The sequence below is a fragment of the Diplocloster modestus genome, from assembly GCF_019042245.1.
GTDB classification, from domain to species: Bacteria; Bacillota; Clostridia; order Lachnospirales; family Lachnospiraceae; genus Diplocloster; species Diplocloster modestus.
Genome location: NZ_JAHQCX010000003.1, coordinates 218,968 through 238,520, shown reverse-complemented (window position 1 = coordinate 238,520; position 19,553 = coordinate 218,968). Strand labels below are relative to the sequence as shown.

Here is a 19,553-nt window from a genome sequence, read left to right as displayed (position 1 = left end):
TATGAGAGATGAAAAGGCAGAATTATATAGGTTATATGTTTATCGCACCAATACTGGGCCTGTTTTTGATATTTATCGTATATCCGATTGTTTATAATTTGTGGATCGGCTTTTATGAATGGAACGGTATCGATCGGGAGAAAGCCTTTATCGGGATCCAAAATTACATAGAGGTACTGAACGATCCGGTAATGTGGATAGCCGTCAGGAATTTTTGCATATTTGCGTTGGTGACCATCCTGGTCCAGGCACTGATGGGATTGCTTTTTGCTGTGATTCTCAGGAACAAGATGAGATTTGCACAGATTTACCGGACACTGATCTATCTTCCCATCATCGCGACGCCGGCCGTTGTAGGACAGATATTTTCCAAGATCTTTGAAACCAACCGGGGCTATCTCAACGGTATTTTGCGGGCGGTGCATCTGGATGGGCTCTGCCGGCAGTGGCTGGCAGAGCCGAAGATAGCTCTGGGCTGTGTGATTTTTGTAAATATATGGCAGTGGACCGGATACAGCATGCTGCTGTATTACACGAATATGCTGAATATACCGGGGGAACTCTATGAAGCTGCGAAGATAGATGGCGCCGGGGGATGGACACAGTTTACGAAGATTACGTTTCCGCTGCTTCGGGGAACGCATTATACAATATTTATCATGGGTATGATCGGATCGCTGAAGACTTTTGATATCCCCTATGTTCTGACTGCGGCAGGCCCGAATCACGCGACGGAGTTCTTTTCCACCTACATCTATTCGATGTCTTTCGACCTGTTTAAACAGGGGGAGGCGTCTGCGATTGTGATGGTTATGTTCCTGATAGCAATGATTATAACGGCTGTCCAACTCTACTTTTATTATAAAGGCGATAAGGATAAGGAGCTGTGTTAGATGACAATCTTAAAATTCAAAAGAACCTTACTGCAGGTGTTTTGTATTGCGGCATCTGCACTATTTGTTTTTCCAATTGTTCTCATGCTGGTAAAATCATTTTCAGTGGATGGTATTGAGAATTACAAGCTGGTTTTTGATTCTTTTAACCTGATGGAAAATTTTGCCAGCAGTGTCCTGATCGTGGGATGCACTTTGGTATTGGTGGCTGTCGTAATTTCCCTTGCGGCTTTTGCCTTTTCCAAATTGGAATTTCCCTTAAAAAAGACGCTGTATTATGTTATACTTATGGGACTGATGATACCTGTCTCGGCACTTATTTTCCCGCTGTTTCATACAGTAAAGAGCATGGGTATGTTGGGTTCCAGACTTTCGGTGGTGCTGCCGTATGTCACGTTAAACTGCTGTTTTAGTCTGATGATGTTTAAGAATTATTTTGATTCGCTGCCCGATCAGCTGATGGAGGCGGCATATATAGACGGAGCGGGTATGCTGCGGATATTTTCCTCGATTATGATGCCGATCGCCAAGCCCGGACTTGCATTTGTATTGATCCAGACATTTTTAAATGCATGGAACGAACTGCAGATGGCCATGATTTTTATCAGCGATCAGAGCAGGCTGCCAATATCGGTGATACCGATCAGATTCGCAGCCTCTGCTACCTCCACAAAATTTCCGACGCAGGTAATGTTTGCCGCGTTGACCATTTGTCTTTTTCCCATAGCGGTTTTTTATATTTTTGCATCAAAATCCCTGATTTCCGGCTTAACGCAGGGAGCGGTGAAAGGGTAGGTTATTTTGAAAAATCACGCAGAGCGCTTATTAAAAAGATTAAATAATCTGAAAAAAGGGCTGAGGTTCAAAATAAGCATGTTAAACAGCGTGTTTTTTTTGGCCGCCCTGACGGTAATTCTGGCAATTGTCAGCGTGATGAATTATAAGACGATTATCAGAAAGGAAGAACAGGCATTCCGGGCCTATCTGACAAACTCTCTGATATCGGTGGACAATAAGTTAAAAGATATGAGCAGGGTATCTTTAATGAGCACATCCGGGGACAGGTTCCAGGATATCCTGCTTAATAATCAAAACCGGAATATCTACGAGCAGATACAGGATGAAGAATATCTGGATGAATACTATACTTCTCTGGTTGGGATAAGAGATGATATCAGTGGTATCTATATCTATGATATGGAATCCCTGATATTCTATCATGACAGCATGAATCCCTCTCTGCGCAGAAATTTAAACGCTTTCAGCCTGATGGCGGGGGTAAAGCAAAAGGCCACGAACCTGCAGCAGGCAAACTGTTATCTGGCGGCGGAACAGCTGCCCGGATTTATGAGGTATTCACAGAATTATATAGAGAATCCTTTTCAAGGGAACTGTATCTGGATGTTGAGAGATATCTACAGTTTTTCACCTCATAAAGTGGTCGGAAGTGTCGCCCTGACCATACAGGCGGAAAAATTAAGGGAGATTCTGGAGGACAGCATTGGGGAAGAGATGTTTTATATTCTGCTGACACCGACCAATAAGATCGTATGCTGTCGGGATGGGAATCTAATTGGGATGGACTTGGAAAGTATCTCCGGGGATATCGCTGCCGCCCTCAGTACGAAGGGGAGCATGGAAGCAAAATGGGATGGAGAAATCTGCAAAATCATGTCTTTGCAGTCTGAGTACAGCAGTCTGAGGTTAATCACCGGAAAGCCTGTCCGTCTGTTGGCTAAGGAGGCGACCGGATTTGTATGGTATAGCGTGGGTATCGGCCTTGGAGTGGCGGTAATTATCATTATACTGACATTTCGGAATGTAGGAAGAAATTTAAAACCTCTGAAATTCCTGGTAAAGGAGATGACGGATTTTGACGGCGACAGCGGTAAGATACATTACCCGGAGGCCAGAAGTGATGAAATAAGACAATTAGTAAAAGCGTTCCGGGGTATGGTGGATATGCTGGATCAACTGATGGAAACACAATATAAGGATCAAATGAGAATCAATGAAATAAAGCTGAATGAGCAGAAGCTTTCCATGCTGTATCTAAAAAGTCAGGTGAATCCTCATTTTTTATATAACACACTGGATAATATACGGATCAGGGCGCAGATCAACGGAGATACGGAGGTTTGCTACATGCTGATGGAACTGGTGAAGTTTTTTCGCCTGAACGTGAAAGCTGGTCATCAGTTTGTAACTCTGGACCATGAATTCAGCCTGATCGATTCCTATCTGAAACTGATGTGTTACCGCTATGAGCAGATCGGGTATCACTATAATATCGATCAAACACTTTTAGGGGTAATGGTGCCGAACTTTATACTTCAACCTCTGGTGGAAAACAGTCTGGTACATGGCTTACGTGATAAAGGCTATAAGGGAAAGCTTCTTATAGAAGCACACCGCAGGGCGAACGGGGGACAGATTGAGATTTCCATTATGGATGACGGAAGGGGTTTTGATCAGCTGGACAGGGATCATATATGCGGCTTGCTGGATAAATATGAGGATCAAAGCGATCTGAACAGACGGACCAGTATCGGAATCGTTAATGTCCAGAGACGCCTGAAAATGTTTTATGGAGAGGAATGCGGCCTGCATTACACAGAGAATAAGGATGGAGGAGTTACAGCTCATATTATTATAAAAGAAAGATATGAAATTTCTTAAATGGAATAAAAGGAGAAGATTATGGAACTGACCTTTAAAAGTTATCGGGACAAAGTATTGGGCTGCTGGGCCGGCAAGAATATCGGCGGTGTTTTGGGGGCGCCGTTCGAGTGTATGAGACAGGTGAATGATGTAGAGTTTTACACACAGGATTTATCCATGGGGCCTCCGCCCAACGACGATCTGGATCTACAGATCATATGGCTTGCAGCAGTAGAAAAGTACGGACGAAATGTGAATGCCTCCATACTGGGTGAGTACTGGTTAGCCTATGTCATACCGAACTGGGCCGAGTACGGTACCAGTAAGGCGAACCTGAGGGCGGGTCTTAGGCCGCCGCTTAGCGGTGTAGTTAATAATCCGTACAAGGACAGCTGCGGATGCTTTATACGATCGGAGATATGGGCTTGTCTGGCGCCCGGGCACCCCGATATCGCCGTTCGCTACGCTTATGAGGATGCAGTGGTGGATCATGAAGGCGAGGGGATGTATGGAGAGATTTTTTTCGCCGCGTTACAGAGTGCGGCTTTTATAATCAGCGACTGCAGAACCCTGATTAATATTGGCTTATCTTATATTCCGGATGATTCAATGATGAGCCGGGCGATTCGAAAAGCGGTGGACTGTTATGACCGCCAGGTGGAAATTAAGGAGGCCAGAAAACAGATTCATAATACCGCACCGGGGACTTTTGGCATCCAGGGACAGCGGCTTAAAGACATAAAGACCGAAGGAAATGAGGGGATGGAGCTGGGGGCACCCGGTTTCGACGCTCCGGAAAACGTAGCCTTTGTCATAGCAGGATGGCTTTACGGGAATGGTGATTTTGGAGAAAGCCTGATCATCGCCAATTCCATGGGAGAGGATACGGACTGTACCTGTGCGACACTTGGGGCGACGCTTGGAATTATTCTGGGAGATGAGAGACTGCCGGAACGCTGGAAGGCGCCGCTCAATGATAAGATAGCAACCATGTGTATAGACAAAACAAGTGCGGGAATCTGGGTGCCGGATACGGCCAGTGAACTGACAGACAGGGTTATCCGTGTGATGCCTGCTTTTCTTGGGCTGAAGTACTGCGATATTCTGAAGGGAGAGCAAATGGAGATCATCTGTGGGAAAGAAGAAGATCTCTATGCACCGGATGTCCCGGAATATTTGCCGGAACTTAACTCCCAGTGTAAAGACGGAGATATAAATATCAAAGAATTAATCTCCCTATCCCCCTATGTAGTAAAATATGAGTTCCCTGCTTTTCGGATGCTGCTCGACTATGAGGGCTCAATTTTTTTCAAAAAAGGGGAAAATAAAAAAATAAAAGTGAAAGTCTTTAATGCATTCTATCTGAATCAGCAGCAGTGGATCGAAATAAAAGCTTATGTTCCCGCCGGGGTAGAAATGCTCAGCAGCAAATGTGTGCAGTTGCCGCTAAACAACTTAAGCGGTTCTGCTGCCGAGACGGAATTTGAACTGAATGCCGATGGATATGAGGGCGGAAAACTGGAGATCTCAATCAGCGTTTCCCTCATAGGACGCCATTCCAACGGCACGGTGACAGCAGTTCTGATGCGGGGTAACCAGTAAGCTGTTAACCAATTACAGACGGCAGCCGTAACAGTAACATGCAGGGAGGCAATATGAAAAGATGGAAGGTATTGCTTGTAGATGATGAACATATGATCCGGGAAGGCTTCAAGAAACTGTTTTCATGGGAAGAGCATGACTGCGAAGTTGTCGGGGAGGCCAGCGACGGTGTGGAGGCCATCAATCAGGCTGCTTTGCTGAAGCCCGATGTGGTAATTATGGATATCAACATCCCGATTATCAACGGCCTGGATGTGATCCGCATATTGAAGGCCAAAGATCCCGGGATTGCCTTTATCGTGGTAAGCGGGTATGACGATTTTCATTACTGTAAAGAAGCCATAAAGCTGAAAATTGTCGATTATATACGAAAACCCGTGGACTATGAAGAATTCGGCGATGTTATTGACAATCTGAAGATTGCGTTGTATCAGGAAAAAACGTTTTGTGAAAGACAGGAGACAGACAAGATTGAAAGAGAAGACAAAATGATATTTGAAATGACAAAATATATACAGGAAAATCTTCAGGAAGAAATCACACTGAAGGTCCTTGCCGATAAATTTTATCTTAGTCCCGTATATGTCAGCCAGATGTTTCGGAATAAAATGGGTGTGAACTTTTTGTCATATCTTACTCATTTACGGATCGAAAAGTCAAAGATACTGCTCATGACAAGCCAAAAGTCCATAGCTGAAATCGCTGGAAGTGTTGGATTTAAAGATTACCGGGTCTACTCCAGAGTATTTAAAAAATTGGAAAAGGTGCCTCCCTCCCAATACTACAGACGCTTGGAAACCTCCCTGGAAGAAGAGCGTTATAAAGAAGCCGAGCTTGCAAAGCATCTGAGGGATACCACAGAACGCTGATTTCCCGATAATAGTAAAACGAAAAACAGAGGAGCCCTGCTGTCCATGACGGCAGGGCTCCTCTGTTTTCTCTTTCTTACCGCTTGGACTGCATTCGTTTTATTACTTTCAGACGGGTAAATTCTTCCCGTTCTTTTTCTTCCAGAGCGTTGGTGATCGATGTGACCAGCTCCGTATAGTGGGGGATCGTAATATTCTTAAGCGCGTTGGCGCGTTTTTGGGTTTTCTTGATATTGGCTGCCAGCCGGTAGGCGGCATTTTCAATCATGGCCAGCTGAATCGTCAGGTCCTTCACTTTTTCAAAACAGGTTTTGGCTTTATCTAATGACTCCTTGGTGGACATGAAATCGTAGGCCGGAGCATTGGTCTGGCTTTCATACCGGACCAGGGGGATTTCTGTCCCCATGACACTTCGGGACTTGATCTCGATGGAGGACTCGATGGGGATGGTCCTGGCCAGATCGTAGACATAATGGATCCCCATCTCGATATTGGCCTTCTGGAGGGCGATATAAGCCGCTGTGAAGGTGGAATCGATCTGGGTCTGGATTTCCTTTGCCTGATCGATCAGATTCATGATTTCCCGTATCAGAATATTCCGTTTTTTGTCCATCAGATCGAAACCCTGCCTGGATAGAACCAGGGAGTTTTTGGCTAACATCAGATTTCCTTTAGTGGGAAATGTTCTGGGATCCATGAAATCACCTCTTATTCTGCGTTGGAAGGTCCATCTGTGCTGTCCTCTTCGGAAGGCAGCTCAGATTCTTCTTTATTATAATATACATCCAGTACCTTTGTATCGATTCGGTCAAGTTCTTCTCTGGGCAGCATACGCAGCAGGTGCCAGCCGATGTCCAGTGTCGTTTCGATGGTCCGGTTTTCGTCGGCTCTCTGGCCCAGGAATTCTATCTCGAAAGCTTTCCCGAATTCCAGATATTTTTTGTCCAGAGGGGACAGTTCGTCTTCGCCGATAACGGAGGCTAAAGCTCTGGCGTCTCCCACTTTTGCGTAGCAGGAGAACAGCTGATTGGCCACATCCTGATGATCGGCTCTGGTAAAGCCTTCGCCGATACCGTCCTTCATCAGACGGGACAGGGAAGGAAGGATATTGATCGGCGGATACACGGACTGGCCGTGCAGGTTCCGGTCCAGCACGATCTGGCCTTCGGTAATGTAACCGGTCAGGTCGGGGATGGGGTGCGTGATGTCATCGTTGGGCATGGTCAGAATCGGGATCTGTGTGACAGACCCGTTTACGCCCTCCACGATACCGGCGCGCTCATAGATAGTCGCCAGTTCGCTGTACAGGTAGCCGGGATAACCCTTTCTGGAAGGGATCTCGCCCTTGGAGGAGGAGACTTCACGCATAGCCTCAGCGAAGGAGGTCATATCTGTTAAGATGACCAGCACATGCATGTTGCAGTCAAAGGCCAGATATTCGGCCACTGTTAAAGCTACCTTGGGTGTGATCAGACGCTCCACCACCGGGTCGTTGGCCAGGTTTAAGAACATGACCACATGGTCGGATGCCCCGCTCTCCTGGAAGGTTCTTCGGAAGAAATCGGCCACATCGTACTTGACGCCCATGGCGGCGAATACGATGGCGAAGTTTTTGTCCGCTTCGGCGTCACCCAGGGAAGCCTGGCGCACGATCTGGGCGGCCAGCTCATTGTGGGGAAGTCCGTTCCCGGAGAAGATCGGCAGCTTCTGGCCGCGGATCAGGGTGGTCAGGCCGTCGATGGCGGAGATGCCGGTACGGATGTAGTTCCTGGGATACTCACGGGTTACCGGATTCAGAGGCAGGCCGTTGACGTTCCGCTTAATATCGGAGACGATTCTGCCCAGCCGGTCTATGGGGCGTCCCAGACCGTCAAAGGTACGTCCCAGCATTTTCGGGGACAGGGATATTTCCATGGGATGCCCGGTCAGTTTTGTATGGGTGTTGTGTAAGGACATATTTTCCGAGCCGGCGAACACCTGAATAACGGCTTTGTCGTCGTAGACCTCCACAATACGCCCTAATTTCTTTTCTTTGCCCTCAACCGTTAATTCTACGATTTCCTCGTAGGCGGCGTTTTTTACACCTTCCAGAGCGATCAGAGGGCCATTAATCTCACTTAATCCTAAATATTCGATAGACATGCCGCTTCAGGCCTCCTTACGCATTCTTTTCCATAACACGGTTATAGAAAGCATCGATATCTTTTTCATATTCATCAAATTTATACATCTCGTCATTGGCGATATCATATTTGACGGAGATTATTTTTTCAAAAATGTTTTCCTCCCGCAGTACGGAGATGGGCATTCCCATCGTGATCAGCGATCTGCACTTGCGGTATAGGTAGAGGATGATCTCCATCATCCGGAACTGTTTTTCCATGGGTACACAGGTATCTTCCTGATGGAAGGCGTTCTGCTGCAGGAAGCCCAGGCGGATGACCCTGGCGATCTCTAACACCAGCTTCTGGTCGTCGGGGAGGACATCACTGCCGATCAGCTTCACGATCTCCATAAGTGAGCTTTCCTGGTTCAGGATCGCCATCAGCTGGTTCCGGTAGTCCACGAAATTGGGTGAAACATTGTCCTTGTACCAGGGGGCCAGATCCTGCAGGTATTCACTGTAGCTGGTAAGCCAGTGGATGGCAGGGAAATGTCTGGCGTAGGCCAGGGATTTATCCAAGCCCCAGAAACAGCGGACGAAACGCTTCGTATTCTGGGTAACCGGCTCGGAGAAGTCACCGCCCTGGGGCGATACGGCACCGATAATGGATACGCTGCCTTCCGTTCCGTTCATATTATGCATCATACCGGCACGCTCATAGAACTCCGAGAGCCGGGAAGCCAGGTAGGCCGGGAAACCTTCCTCAGCGGGCATCTCCTCCAGACGTCCGGACAGCTCACGCAGAGCCTCCGCCCAGCGGGAAGTGGAATCCGCCATGATAGCCACATCATATCCCATGTCCCGGTAGTATTCGGCCAGGGTGATACCAGTGTAGATACTGGCTTCACGGGCCGCCACGGGCATGTTGGATGTGTTGGCGATCAGAGTGGTACGGGCCATCAGTTTATTTCCGGTGCGGGGGTCCGTAAGCTTTGAGAAATCCTCCAGTACCTGTGTCATTTCATTTCCACGCTCTCCGCAGCCGATGTAGATAATAATGTCGGCATCTGACCATTTGGCGATCTGGTGCTGGGTCATGGTTTTTCCGGTGCCGAACCCTCCGGGCACGGCAGCGGTTCCGCCCTTGGCTATGGGGAACAGGGTGTCCAGGATACGCTGGCCGGTGATCAGGGGCCTGGAAGCCGGGAAACGCTTATGTACCGGCCTGGGCACACGGATCGGCCATTTCTGGACCATGGTTAGATTTACCTCGGTGCCGTCCTCCAGCTGAAGTACGGCGATGGTATCGTGAATGGTATATTTACCGTCAGTTACTGCGCTGATAATCGTTCCCTCCATATCGGGAGGAACCATACATTTGTGTACAATGGCATGCGTTTCCTGGACTTCGCAGATAATCGAACCGCCCAGGACCTCCTGGCCCTCGCGGACGGTAATATGGGCATCCCACAGCTTCTCGCCGTCCAGGGAATCCACGCTGATACCGCGGGAAATGTAAGAGCCGGAACGCTCCGCTATTTTTGCCAGCGGACGCTCGATCCCGTCAAAGATATTGTCCAGAATACCCGGCGCCAGTGTGACGGAGATAGGCGCGCCGGTTCCCACCACGGGTTCGCCGGGTTTGACGCCGGTGGTCTCCTCATATACCTGGATGGTGGTCCGCTCGGAGGAAAGACGGATTACTTCACCGACAAGCCTCTCGTTCCCGACGTAAACCATCTCTGCCATTTTAAATTCAGTCCGGCCTTTCACATAGACGACCGGGCCGTTGATTCCGTATATAACACCTTTACTTGTCACCTGTCTTTACCTCCATGTGAATGCTTCTTTGGCTTCTGCAAGCTTGGTCTGGAAGGAATTGTCGATCAGAATATTCTTAGAGGGGATCACCGCTCGGGTTCCGCCCAAAAAGGAATACTGGCTGATGGTAAGACCGACTCCCGTAGCCATCTCAAGGCCTGCCAGGCGGGAAGAATCGGAAGGATCTATATAGATAATGATCTCATCCTCTTTCGCGAATTCCTTGGCCTCCCGGATCTGCCGTATCAGCATATCGTTATATTCATGCGTTGAGGTGAAGTTGGTCAGCATATCGCCGATCTCCACAAAGAGCTTATCGGTCAGCGCAGATTGTTGCCTTGTCAACTTTCTCTTAATATGAAGCTGCTCACGGGAAAGTTCTTTATTCTTGTTACGTTCCAGATCCGCTGTCTGCATCTCTATCTGAAGCTTCGCCTGCCGCAATTTGTCCTGTTTATGCTCTTCCAGCTCTTTTTCCAGGGCTTTCGTGTAATCATCCAGCATCTGCCGGCTTTGCTGTCTCGCATCTTCCATGGCCGAAGCCTGAAAGTGCTGAAGCTTTTCTTCTGTTGTCATAGGACTCACCTTCTTTTCATTACAATTTAATCCCAATGGCCTCATTTACGTAGGCAGTGATAAAGTCTGGCTTACGGCCGGTTCCGTGCCGGTCAGGTATTTCCACGATAAGCGGGAGCTTCCGGTTCAACTTAATATCGTCGATGATCTCCGGAAATTCCCGGCCGAATTTTTCGGTCAGCAGGACGATGCCGATTTCTTTGTCTTTTAGGACTCCTTCCAGAGCCGCTTTTAACTCGGCCCTCTCATGAACCACGACACCATCCACCCCTGCCAGTCGCATACCTGTCTGGGTGTCCACATTATCACTGATCAGAAAACACTTCATGACAGTTTACAGCTTTCCTAAGATCATGATAGATACGATCAGGCCGTACAGAGCAACTCCTTCTGCCAGAGCAACGAAGATCAGGGATTTACCCAGGATACTGGAATCTTCGCTGATCGCACCCAGTGCTGCACTTGCGGAAGATGCAACGGCGATACCGGCGCCGATACAGGAAAGGCCCGTAGCTAATGCAGCGGCCAGATAACCAAGACCGGAAGCGGTAGATGCCACTGCGGCACCGTCCGCAGCGTAGGCCTGGCCTCCGAACATGGCGACACTGACACAGATAACCGTACCAAAGAAGAAAAACACATTGATGCCAAGGGATTTTTTGAAACGGCCCTTATTTTTTTCACCAAGCAGAAATGCTCCGAAAGGAATAATAATACTTAATAACAGTGCTGCAATGATAACAACTTTCAATAATAATGACATGATACATTTCCTCCTCAAATTATTATTTTTTAGATTTTACTTCCGTGTAGGGAATAAATTCCCTGCCGCTTCCTGTGAAGAAACGGCTGAACATCTCGTAGTATTCCAGACGCAGAACATGGATTCCTACGATCAGGCCCTCCATACCCATGACAAACAGGTTTCCGATCACGACTACTGGCCAGTTGGGGCTTCCCCCGTTTTCCGCGTTAGCTAACATCAGTACAACCTGCATCATACCGGCGTGGCTTAAAGCAAAGGCTCCGATACGGACGAAGGAAATGGTGTTGGTCAGATAACTTAAGACCACTTCAAACAGTTCGAAAACGGACTGAACGAGGAACATTCCCTTTTCCTTCGGCATGAGTTCCGCGTGTCTGGTAATCAGAGCCGTAAGAGGCTCTTTGAAAAGAATCAGTACCAGCGGCAGAACAAACATAAGGATCAGAAGGATCGCTGCGGGTAATGTGTTTCCGGTCATCAGGAGCACTACGGTTAAAACCAGAGCACCGTAGAAAATGAATCCGGATAGTCCATTGCTGTCAAAAAATATCTTGCCGACATTGTGCTGCTTAATGCCGTTATATATGTTAATCAGCATGGCAATCAGTATCATTGCCATACCAAATGCGACAGCCAATACTAAAACGGTATTGAGCGTTCCGACAATCGGAAGTGTAATCACCTGTTCCATGGGCTTTAACCACAGAGCCGGTATGATATCCTCAAAACCAAAGAAACTGCCGTAAAGGACGCCGAAGACCGTCGAGAAGATTCCGGCGGTACCGATGATCGCGGCCAGGTTCGACTTCTTGAATTTGTAGAGAAGGAAACCTCCGATCACCAGCAGGATACCCTGTCCTGCATCTCCGAACATACAGCCGAAGATGAATGTATAAGTAATCGCTAAGAATACGGTGGGGTCAAACTCGTCGTAGACAGGGAGACCATACATTTTTATAAACATTTCAAAAGGGCGGAATACTTTGGGATTCTTAAGCTTCGTGGGAGGTTTACTGAATGTCTCGTTGTGATCGTCCTCGATCAGCACGAAGAGCTCCTCGTCCTTTTCCACATCTTTGATAAAATCGTAGGCATCCTTCTCCGACATCCATCCACAGAGGATAAAGAACACCTGCCCCTTCTCACTGGTACAGGCGGCCAGTTTACGGATATCAAAGTTTTTGGACGCATGTGCGATTTTGTCCGCGGCGCTGACCAGTTCCTGTCTGGATTTGCTCAGTTCTGCGCTGATCTGCTCGTTGATATCAGCGACCTCTTTTTCACAGTCTGAGATCTTTCTGAGGATATCCTGATAAGCCTCTTCCGGCGTACCCTGATAATCATCCGGAAGGAAGATGCGCTCAAAATGCAGGGAGGAATAGACCGCGTCGATCTTTTCCTTTATCTTGGCCGGAACAAAGTATACGCCCCATACATAATCCTGGTCCACATGACATTTGTAAAATATGGTATCAAGACTCTCGTATACGTATTTTTCAAACTTGTGGAAGTATTCCTGCGAAATTTTACCAAACCGGTATTTAACAAACCGGAAATTCAGTAGCTGGTGGACGTTATAGGTCAGTTCCCGGAAAGGTTCGATCATATCCAGCGAAGTATGCAGATTTTTCCAGTTTTCAGATGCAGCGTTGCGCCTGGCCTGCAGATCTGTAATTTTTTCATCGATGTGACAGATCACTTTCTGCGCTTCATCCAGGCTCATGGATGAGTCCGGCTGCAAATTTTTGGAGTCGATGAGACTTAAATATTCTTCCGATTTTTTCATCAGGTCCTTGTAGGGGTTCACCTCGACGTAAGGACCCAGATCCTTAACAGTCTTCAACTCCGAAAGGGCATTCTCCAGTTGGACTTCATACTTGGCCAGGTATTCGTCCGTGACCCTGTCGATGGAAGCTCTTGGGCCCGTAATGGTGATGAATTTCATTTTCACTATCACCGGTGTTACCTCCTCTTACTTAAATGATAATGTACTTCATGATATCAGCCGGCTGTAAGCCATAGCGGATAGATTCCAGTATTGTGGTCAGATTGTCGATCTCCTGTCCCTTTTCAAAGAGATAGGAGTTGATACAGGCGATGGAATATGGATTCCTCCGTTTCGCCAGCTGATGCATTTTATAGATCAGATTATTATACAGGGATTCTAACTGCGCCCCGTTTAATTCATCCGCCCGTTTCACGTAATAAGTAGTAAGCAGAACATGGTCGAATTCATTCATGTCCGCCGCCTCCACCAGCTGCGCAATCTGAACCTGTTTCAGTTTGAACCGGATCGGTATGAGCAGGGCGTAAATATCGGCGTTGGTAATCCGGTAATATTTCTTTGACCGGTAAATCCATTGGATATTCAACAAATCGATCATACTTCCATAGGTTTCCCTGAGTGTCGTTAATTCCTTTCCTTTGAACATCTTATGGTATGTTTTCCAGAGGTAGGAGAAATAGAACAGATCCAGTGTCATTTCATAGTCAAACAAAGTTGGATGCTCCATCTGTGCCAAGTGCATCAACGGCTTATGGTACTCGGTTCCCGAAAGGTCATTGACGAATTCATCGACAGTCTTTGCCGTGACCAGCTTCTCCAAATCCAGGGTGGAATGCTTACGGAAAAATTCTCCCGCCATCTGTGGATTCCATGTCTCATCCGTAGGATTAAAGATCGTCCGCAGAAAATATTTCATGAGAATGATATCATACTGCCGAAAATACATATCCAGAAAACGGCGCTGCTTCAATCCTGAAAACCGGTAGAGCTTGGAAAAGTCTTTATAGAGGGAACGTACCAGTACGGCTTCCACGTCTCCACGATGCAGATGCGCCTCATCGATGGGTTCCAGCAGATGCTGGTAGGCGGGCTTTGACCGGAGATAATTGACAGCCTCGGGCACACTGCCAAGCAGAACCAGTTCCCGGTAATCGTCGGGTTTTATTAAATTTTTCTGCATGGCACGGATCTTTGTTGCGATTCCGCCGTAGGTTAATATATTGCCCATAGTGCTACTCCTTTATGATTTGGTCCACTACATATTTGGCCAGCTCCGTGTGATGATCTTCATAAGCTTTGTCTAAAGTCATCATCAGATTTTCCGTATCATCCTTTAACTTAACCAGTTCTTGCTCTTTTTCTTTTGTTAACTTTATATTCAGATCCGACAGCCGCTTCTGTGTGTCCAGGTCAACCTGCTCGTCAAAATCCTGTGTCAACTGTTTGAAGTGCTCAGCAACTTCCTTTTTCTGTTCTGTAGCATGTTCGATGATTTTAACCGATGCGGTTTCGATCTCAGACAATTGATTGATGATCAGCTCCATATAGCAGCCTCCTTCTAAAATAGGTAAAACCTATGCTTTGTAAGTATCTCATAAACATTATTATCATACTCCTTTTTTTATATTTTGACATTAGCGAATATAACAAAAAACGTCTTTCAATTTTTAGTAGAATAGTGTAAAATAACGTAAAGAATAAAGGAAGTGTTAAAATTTGAGATTGAGAAATATAAAAGGTTCCAGAGAAATTATCCAAAATAGTCCATACGTGGTTCACGAAGAGATGAGCGTAAAGGGAAAGTGGAATGAGGTCTTCGGGAACCATAATAAGATCCACATAGAGATCGGAATGGGGAAGGGCCAGTTCCTCATGACACTGGCGAAGGAGCATCCGGAAATCAATTATATTGGGATAGAAAAATATTCCAGCGTATTGCTCAGGGCTTTGGAAAAGCAGCAGGAAGAGGGATTGCGGAACATAAAATTCATCCGGATGGAAGCGGAATATCTTCCGGATGTGTTTGCGGAGGGTGAAGTGGACCGGATCTATCTGAATTTTTCCGATCCCTGGCCAAAGGACAGACATGCCAAACGCAGGCTGACCAGCCGGGAGTTCTTCGCCCGCTATGATCAGATTCTGGCTCCTGAGGGCCGTGTGGAGTTCAAAACGGATAACAGGGTTTTATTTGAATTTTCACTGGAAGAAGTGATAGAAGCCGGATGGTGCCTAAAGGCATCCACCTTCGATCTGCATCATGACCCCGTATTAAATGAGGGAAATGTCATGACGGAATATGAGGAAAAATTCTCATCCATGGGCAATCCAATCCATAAATTAACAGCAGTCCGCAAGCTGCCTGTATAAAAGGCGGTTTTCCTACATAAGCTAAAAAAAAGAAGTAAAGTGATGTCTATGGCAGCGAAGCGGAACATGTCGGACCGTGTAAACCAGATGCTTTATAATAAGCCGAGCCTCGACCGGTCGTTACGCGATATGAAGAATTCCATGAATGAGGTAAACAAGATTTTAGACAAAACAGCAAAAATTACGAAGAAAAAGAAGAAAGGATGATCAGAAGATGGCACTTACATTTAATGATGAAAATTTTGAACAGGAAGTATTAAAATCGGAGATTCCGGTGCTGGTGGATTTTTACGCGGACTGGTGCGGCCCCTGCAAAATGATGGGACCGGTGGTGGAGAAGCTGGCGGACGCATATTCCGGTAAGGTAAAGGTCGGAAAGCTGAATGTGGATAACAGTATGGAGACAGCCGGAAAGTACCGGGTAATGTCCATACCCACCTTTATTATTTTCAAGGACGGGCAGGCCGTGGACACCATCCAGGGCGCAGTGCCGAAAGAGATGATCGAGTCAAAATTAAATGCACTTTAGGATGGAGGCGATCCGTAAGGCCGCCAGTCCCGGCCGGGCGGATGCGGCTTGCGGGTTGCTCCGGGAGATTGCAGCCGACGGGGCTGTGGATGAGGACTGCTTCTCTTGCGGCGGCCGGCCGCTGTATTGGTTTGGTTAGACAAAGAAACCGTTATAAGTTACATTAACTACGGGGTATGGAAATCCCTTATTACATTTTTCAGGGCAAACTCGCCAAAGAACGGCTCAAACAGTGCCCTGAAAAATGGGGATTTCCATACCCCTCCGTAAATGTAACTAATAACGGTATTTTATGTCTAACCAAACCAATACAGCGGCCGGCCGCCGCAAGAGAAGCAATCCTCATCCACAGCCCCGTCGTCGGCTGCAATCTCCCGGAGCAACCCGCAAGCCGCATCCGCCCGGCCGGGACTGGCGGCCTTACGGATCCCTTTTATGGCTAGGCGTTTGCTTAAAATTTTGACGTTGGAGATGGGGATAGTTTCTGACAAATCGTTCGGACTTCTCGTCATAACATTTAATAATATCATTAGAAGATTCATTAATAATGTTTTCGCTCATAGCCAAATATTCATTGAGTCCATCTGGTGTAGCCAAATTTTCACAGAATCACTTAGAATACAATATCAAACTATTTATTACTTTATAAGCATTTTTATAACAGGCATCTATTTTTTCACAATACTTATCAACATCTTTTGTATCCATCCAAATCGTCTCCTCCTGATGGACAATGCAACTCACCTTATTATACAAAACGGCGATCCCCTCAAAGACATCCATACCCGGAAAAGGCTTGAGCCCGATCAGAAAATACGGGCTCATATGGGCAGCGGCCGGTCAATTTAATTAATATGCAGATCTTTATCCTTCAGCCGGTGATCGATCGCCCTCTTAGACAGGTAAGCGATAACAGCGACCACAGGAACCCCAAAGAACATCCCCAGAGGCCCCCAGATATATCCTCCTATGGTAATGGCGAAGATGATCCACAGCGGTTTCAGCCCGGTGGAGTCCCCCAGGATCTTCGGTCCCAGAATCAGTCCGTCGAACTGCTGAAGGGCCAGAATCAGCACACCGAAGACCAGAGCCTTGATGGGATCGATCAGCAGCAGGATGAACAGGCCCGGAACCGCACCGATAAAAGGTCCGAAATAGGGGATCATGTTCGTCACACCTACAATTACACTGATCAGCAGCGCATAGGGCAGCCTCAAAAGGGTCATAAGGACAAAGCACAGGATGCCGATGATCGTGGAATCTATGGTTTTACCGATAATAAACCCACCGAATATACTGTTGCACTGTTTCAGGGTTTCCAGGAAGCGGTCCACCCGTCCCTGGGGGATGTACGCGTAGAGCAGACGCTTAAAATTCAGTTTGAGCGTTCCCTGATCAGACAGCATGTAGGCGGATACGATGATGGCGATCAGGATGTTGATCATCCATTTGATGACCGATACGGAAGTAGTGTAGATCACAGGGATCACATTGGTCACCAGGTTTTTCAGGTAATTCAGAAGATCCGGGCCGAGGCTTTCCAGTATCTGGTTAATAAACCGGAAATCAAAATCCGGGTAACTTTCCTCAAAGGTTTCCATGAATGTCAGCAGGCGTGTGTATGTGCTGGGGATCAGGGCGATCAGATCGGTCAGGCTGGCGACGATCTGGGGAAGTATCCTAAACAGCGCGATAATTATAATTCCCACGACAATAATATAGGAAATTAAAATGGATAAAAATTTGCGTAAACGGGGTGTTTTTTCTTGAAACAGCTTTTTCAGCAGGCCGTCCAGGCGTTTTACCAGAGGATTCAAAAGGTAGGCCATAAATGCGCCGATCAGGAACGGAGACAGGATTACCACAAAATTGTTGAACAGGGCTTTGGCCTTATCCCAGTCCATGACGATTTTGACAATCAGGGCTCCGATCAATATCACAAAGAGCGCGTAAATACAGATCGTAAAGTATTTTTTGTTAGATTCAAACTTGTTGTTTCTCAAAGGATTCATGTAGTTTTCTCCATTAATTTCATTAGTTCCTATAGTTGATTATACTTGCTGGAGAAAGACGAAACAAGGGGGAATGAAAATTCTAACTAAAAATTAACATCTATGTACCGTATAATCTTCTGGGCATCCGCAAGAGATGGATAATACCCGGCGCTAACCACGGAAAAAAGAGCGGCACCGTAAGAGGCTTCCTCCTGATGACAGGGGATTGAGAGATCCATTTGAAATTTTTCCCGCAGAATTCGCTGCAGGTTCCGGTTCATACGGATTCCATTGCCGCTTCCCACCATCTTTTGCGCGGGCATGCCCTTGGACCTGCAGATTAGCTGATAATAATCAAAGAGCTCTCCGGCGATTCCATCCAGCACGCCGTAGATAAAATCTGCCGGATGAAAAGTCTCCAGTGTCAGGGAGGAGACACTGCCGGTCAGGGAAGGGGCTTCTCTTGTCCCTGCGAACCGGGTGTCTACCTTAAGCTTTCCGGACGGCCGCCGCGTGCACAGCAGCTGATCCATTTGAGAATATACGCGTTCGGCAGGGCTGCCGGTAACCATTTCGGCGCACTCTCTGAAGAATTGCTCCAGAGCGGCATAAGCCCGTCCGCCGCACAGGCAGGACCCTGCGAACAGGTAAGTGCCGCCAGCGCAGGGGCGCAGTTCAATACCGCTGCAGGGGGTTATCTGATCAGTGCCGAGGGAGATCTGGCTGCCGGTACCTACATTGACCAGTACGGTATGCTCCATGTCCTGAACCGAACCGATGAAGCTGGCCTGATTATCCCCAATCGATACGCTGACCGGGATCTGATCAGCGGTAACACCCATGATGCGCATATCGGCTGTGACTGCCGGAAGTAGGCCGGTGTCGATACCGGCCGCCTGAAGGACCTGCGTGTCAAAGCCGTGATGATCCATACGGCAGCAGCCAAAGCTGGCCGCATCCGATACGTGAACCAGAGGAGCGGCCAAGGAAGTCAGCCGCATAGCGGCATAATCCTGAATCGTGCAGAAAGATACCGCGTTTGACGGAATGCTGTGATGAAGCGTATGCCAGTAATGGGTTGCCATGCCGAAACCGGTAGCCATGGGATAACCGGTCTTAGCGCTGAGCGTCTCCGCATAGGTCTGTCCGTCCTCCATCGCTTGATTGCCCCGTTCATCCAGCCAGGTATACAAAGGACTTGCGGCCTGACCGGCCTGGTCGGTGTAGACGATCCCGTGCATCTGTCCGGTCAGCCCCAGGCTGACGATATCCTGGTATTTGGCGGTAAAGCCTTCATAGATCCGGAATACCGCGCGGATGATGAGCTCCGGATCCTGCAGCCGCTCATAGGAGCAGGAGCCTGGCAGGGATGCGCTGTTCGAAATAGTCTTGCTTTGCAGTACACGGCCTGTTTGTATGTCCAGTACAATGCCGCATATGGTAGTAGTGCCAATATCAATGCCAATCGATTTCATAGGAAAACCTCCACATAAGAATGCCTTGCATAGGTTATTTTTCAATGCTAAAATGGGAAAAACCGCTGTATAAATGATAGGCTCAGGGGAAATCTATCAAGCAGCGAAAG

Annotated in this window: 19 protein-coding genes and 1 pseudogene; 8 read left to right on the top strand and 12 right to left on the bottom strand. The window is 47.5% G+C overall.

Annotated elements, in window-relative coordinates:
• The first annotated feature begins 8 nt into the window (after nt 1-8).
• Genes KTH90_RS06070 through KTH90_RS06050 form a run of 5 tightly spaced genes read left to right on the top strand, consistent with a single transcriptional unit; the run spans nt 9 to nt 6,025 of the window.
• Nucleotides 9-893 (top strand): carbohydrate ABC transporter permease, encoded by an 885-nt coding sequence (locus tag KTH90_RS06070; RefSeq protein WP_158350555.1) that lies wholly within the window; start codon nt 9-11, stop codon nt 891-893.
• The gene (locus KTH90_RS06065; RefSeq protein ID WP_158350557.1) at nt 894-1,688 is read left to right on the top strand and encodes a carbohydrate ABC transporter permease; all 795 of its coding nucleotides are present in this window, start codon (nt 894-896) and stop codon (nt 1,686-1,688) included.
• A gap of 6 nt (nt 1,689-1,694) precedes the next feature.
• The gene (locus KTH90_RS06060; protein ID WP_238726446.1) at nt 1,695-3,572 is read left to right on the top strand and encodes a sensor histidine kinase; all 1,878 of its coding nucleotides are present in this window, start codon (nt 1,695-1,697) and stop codon (nt 3,570-3,572) included.
• Nucleotides 3,573-3,593: 21 nt separating this feature from the next.
• Nucleotides 3,594-5,156: an ADP-ribosylglycohydrolase family protein gene (locus KTH90_RS06055; protein ID WP_238726445.1), complete on the top strand. Its 1,563-nt coding sequence runs from the start codon at nt 3,594-3,596 to the stop codon at nt 5,154-5,156.
• A gap of 53 nt (nt 5,157-5,209) precedes the next feature.
• Nucleotides 5,210-6,025 (top strand): response regulator transcription factor, encoded by an 816-nt coding sequence (locus tag KTH90_RS06050; protein WP_238726444.1) that lies wholly within the window; start codon nt 5,210-5,212, stop codon nt 6,023-6,025.
• A gap of 76 nt (nt 6,026-6,101) precedes the next feature.
• Here KTH90_RS06050 and KTH90_RS06045 read toward each other — a convergent pair whose 3' ends face one another.
• From KTH90_RS06045 to KTH90_RS06005, 9 genes are read right to left on the bottom strand one after another with little or no spacing between them, the layout of a single operon-like run.
• Nucleotides 6,102-6,722 carry a V-type ATP synthase subunit D gene (locus KTH90_RS06045; RefSeq protein ID WP_158350565.1) on the bottom strand — a complete coding sequence of 207 codons (621 nt, stop codon included), beginning with the start codon at nt 6,720-6,722 and terminating at the stop codon, nt 6,102-6,104.
• Between the two features lie 11 nt (nt 6,723-6,733).
• On the bottom strand, nt 6,734-8,167 hold the full coding sequence (locus KTH90_RS06040) for a V-type ATP synthase subunit B (protein ID WP_158350567.1): 1,434 nt from the start codon (nt 8,165-8,167) through the stop codon (nt 6,734-6,736).
• Between the two features lie 16 nt (nt 8,168-8,183).
• The gene (locus KTH90_RS06035) at nt 8,184-9,950 is read right to left on the bottom strand and encodes a V-type ATP synthase subunit A (protein ID WP_238726443.1); all 1,767 of its coding nucleotides are present in this window, start codon (nt 9,948-9,950) and stop codon (nt 8,184-8,186) included.
• 6 nt (nt 9,951-9,956) lie between these two features.
• Nucleotides 9,957-10,526: a V-type ATP synthase subunit E gene (locus tag KTH90_RS06030; protein WP_158350571.1), complete on the bottom strand. Its 570-nt coding sequence runs from the start codon at nt 10,524-10,526 to the stop codon at nt 9,957-9,959.
• 19 nt (nt 10,527-10,545) lie between these two features.
• A complete protein-coding gene (locus tag KTH90_RS06025) occupies nt 10,546-10,854 on the bottom strand; it encodes a V-type ATP synthase subunit F (RefSeq protein ID WP_158350573.1) in 309 nt (102 codons plus the stop codon).
• Between the two features lie 6 nt (nt 10,855-10,860).
• Complete coding sequence (locus KTH90_RS06020) at nt 10,861-11,289, bottom strand: ATP synthase subunit C (RefSeq protein ID WP_158350575.1); 429 nt, start codon at nt 11,287-11,289, stop codon at nt 10,861-10,863.
• A 22-nt stretch (nt 11,290-11,311) separates the two neighbouring features.
• Nucleotides 11,312-13,249 carry a V-type ATP synthase subunit I gene (locus tag KTH90_RS06015; RefSeq protein WP_158350577.1) on the bottom strand — a complete coding sequence of 646 codons (1,938 nt, stop codon included), beginning with the start codon at nt 13,247-13,249 and terminating at the stop codon, nt 11,312-11,314.
• Nucleotides 13,250-13,268: 19 nt separating this feature from the next.
• The gene (locus KTH90_RS06010; protein WP_238726442.1) at nt 13,269-14,306 is read right to left on the bottom strand and encodes a V0D/AC39 family V-type ATPase subunit; all 1,038 of its coding nucleotides are present in this window, start codon (nt 14,304-14,306) and stop codon (nt 13,269-13,271) included.
• Between the two features lie 4 nt (nt 14,307-14,310).
• Nucleotides 14,311-14,622 (bottom strand): hypothetical protein, encoded by a 312-nt coding sequence (locus KTH90_RS06005; protein ID WP_158350581.1) that lies wholly within the window; start codon nt 14,620-14,622, stop codon nt 14,311-14,313.
• Nucleotides 14,623-14,794: 172 nt separating this feature from the next.
• Between KTH90_RS06005 and trmB the strand changes: the two genes are divergently transcribed.
• The 3 genes and pseudogenes from trmB to KTH90_RS05990 all read left to right on the top strand — a co-directional run bounded on the left by trmB (nt 14,795) and on the right by KTH90_RS05990 (nt 16,113).
• Nucleotides 14,795-15,445 carry a tRNA (guanosine(46)-N7)-methyltransferase TrmB gene (gene trmB / locus KTH90_RS06000; protein WP_158350583.1) on the top strand — a complete coding sequence of 217 codons (651 nt, stop codon included), beginning with the start codon at nt 14,795-14,797 and terminating at the stop codon, nt 15,443-15,445.
• Nucleotides 15,446-15,641: 196 nt separating this feature from the next.
• A pseudogene (gene trxA / locus KTH90_RS05995) lies at nt 15,642-15,974 on the top strand (thioredoxin); the annotation flags it as partial.
• Entirely contained in the window at nt 15,964-16,113 is a 150-nt protein-coding gene (locus KTH90_RS05990; protein ID WP_238726441.1) for a hypothetical protein, read from the top strand. The pseudogene trxA and the gene KTH90_RS05990, both read left to right, overlap by 11 nt.
• A 157-nt stretch (nt 16,114-16,270) precedes the next feature.
• Here KTH90_RS05990 and KTH90_RS05985 read toward each other — a convergent pair whose 3' ends face one another.
• The 3 genes from KTH90_RS05985 to KTH90_RS05975 form a co-directional block, all read right to left on the bottom strand.
• Nucleotides 16,271-16,465: a hypothetical protein gene (locus KTH90_RS05985; RefSeq protein ID WP_238726440.1), complete on the bottom strand. Its 195-nt coding sequence runs from the start codon at nt 16,463-16,465 to the stop codon at nt 16,271-16,273.
• A gap of 354 nt (nt 16,466-16,819) precedes the next feature.
• The gene (locus tag KTH90_RS05980) at nt 16,820-17,986 is read right to left on the bottom strand and encodes an AI-2E family transporter (protein ID WP_158350588.1); all 1,167 of its coding nucleotides are present in this window, start codon (nt 17,984-17,986) and stop codon (nt 16,820-16,822) included.
• A gap of 86 nt (nt 17,987-18,072) precedes the next feature.
• Entirely contained in the window at nt 18,073-19,443 is a 1,371-nt protein-coding gene (locus KTH90_RS05975; protein ID WP_238726439.1) for a sedoheptulokinase, read from the bottom strand.
• Between the last annotated feature and the right edge of the window lie 110 nt (nt 19,444-19,553).

Excerpts from the sequence above, each read along its gene's own strand:
- KTH90_RS06005 (WP_158350581.1), bottom strand. The coding sequence starts at position 14,622 with ATGGAGCTGATCATCAATCAATTGTCTGAGATCGAAACCGCATCGGTT.
- KTH90_RS06025 (WP_158350573.1), bottom strand. The coding sequence starts at position 10,854 with ATGAAGTGTTTTCTGATCAGTGATAATGTGGACACCCAGACAGGTATG.
- KTH90_RS06030 (WP_158350571.1), bottom strand. The coding sequence starts at position 10,526 with ATGACAACAGAAGAAAAGCTTCAGCACTTTCAGGCTTCGGCCATGGAA.
- KTH90_RS06045 (WP_158350565.1), bottom strand. The coding sequence starts at position 6,722 with ATGGATCCCAGAACATTTCCCACTAAAGGAAATCTGATGTTAGCCAAA.
- KTH90_RS05980 (WP_158350588.1), bottom strand. The coding sequence starts at position 17,986 with ATGAATCCTTTGAGAAACAACAAGTTTGAATCTAACAAAAAATACTTT.
- KTH90_RS06050 (WP_238726444.1), top strand. The coding sequence starts at position 5,210 with ATGAAAAGATGGAAGGTATTGCTTGTAGATGATGAACATATGATCCGG.
- KTH90_RS06010 (WP_238726442.1), bottom strand. The coding sequence starts at position 14,306 with ATGGGCAATATATTAACCTACGGCGGAATCGCAACAAAGATCCGTGCC.
- KTH90_RS06040 (WP_158350567.1), bottom strand. The coding sequence starts at position 8,167 with ATGTCTATCGAATATTTAGGATTAAGTGAGATTAATGGCCCTCTGATC.
- KTH90_RS06020 (WP_158350575.1), bottom strand. The coding sequence starts at position 11,289 with ATGTCATTATTATTGAAAGTTGTTATCATTGCAGCACTGTTATTAAGT.
- KTH90_RS06055 (WP_238726445.1), top strand. The coding sequence starts at position 3,594 with ATGGAACTGACCTTTAAAAGTTATCGGGACAAAGTATTGGGCTGCTGG.
- KTH90_RS05990 (WP_238726441.1), top strand. The coding sequence starts at position 15,964 with ATGCACTTTAGGATGGAGGCGATCCGTAAGGCCGCCAGTCCCGGCCGG.
- KTH90_RS06070 (WP_158350555.1), top strand. The coding sequence starts at position 9 with ATGAAAAGGCAGAATTATATAGGTTATATGTTTATCGCACCAATACTG.
- KTH90_RS06065 (WP_158350557.1), top strand. The coding sequence starts at position 894 with ATGACAATCTTAAAATTCAAAAGAACCTTACTGCAGGTGTTTTGTATT.
- KTH90_RS05975 (WP_238726439.1), bottom strand. The coding sequence starts at position 19,443 with ATGAAATCGATTGGCATTGATATTGGCACTACTACCATATGCGGCATT.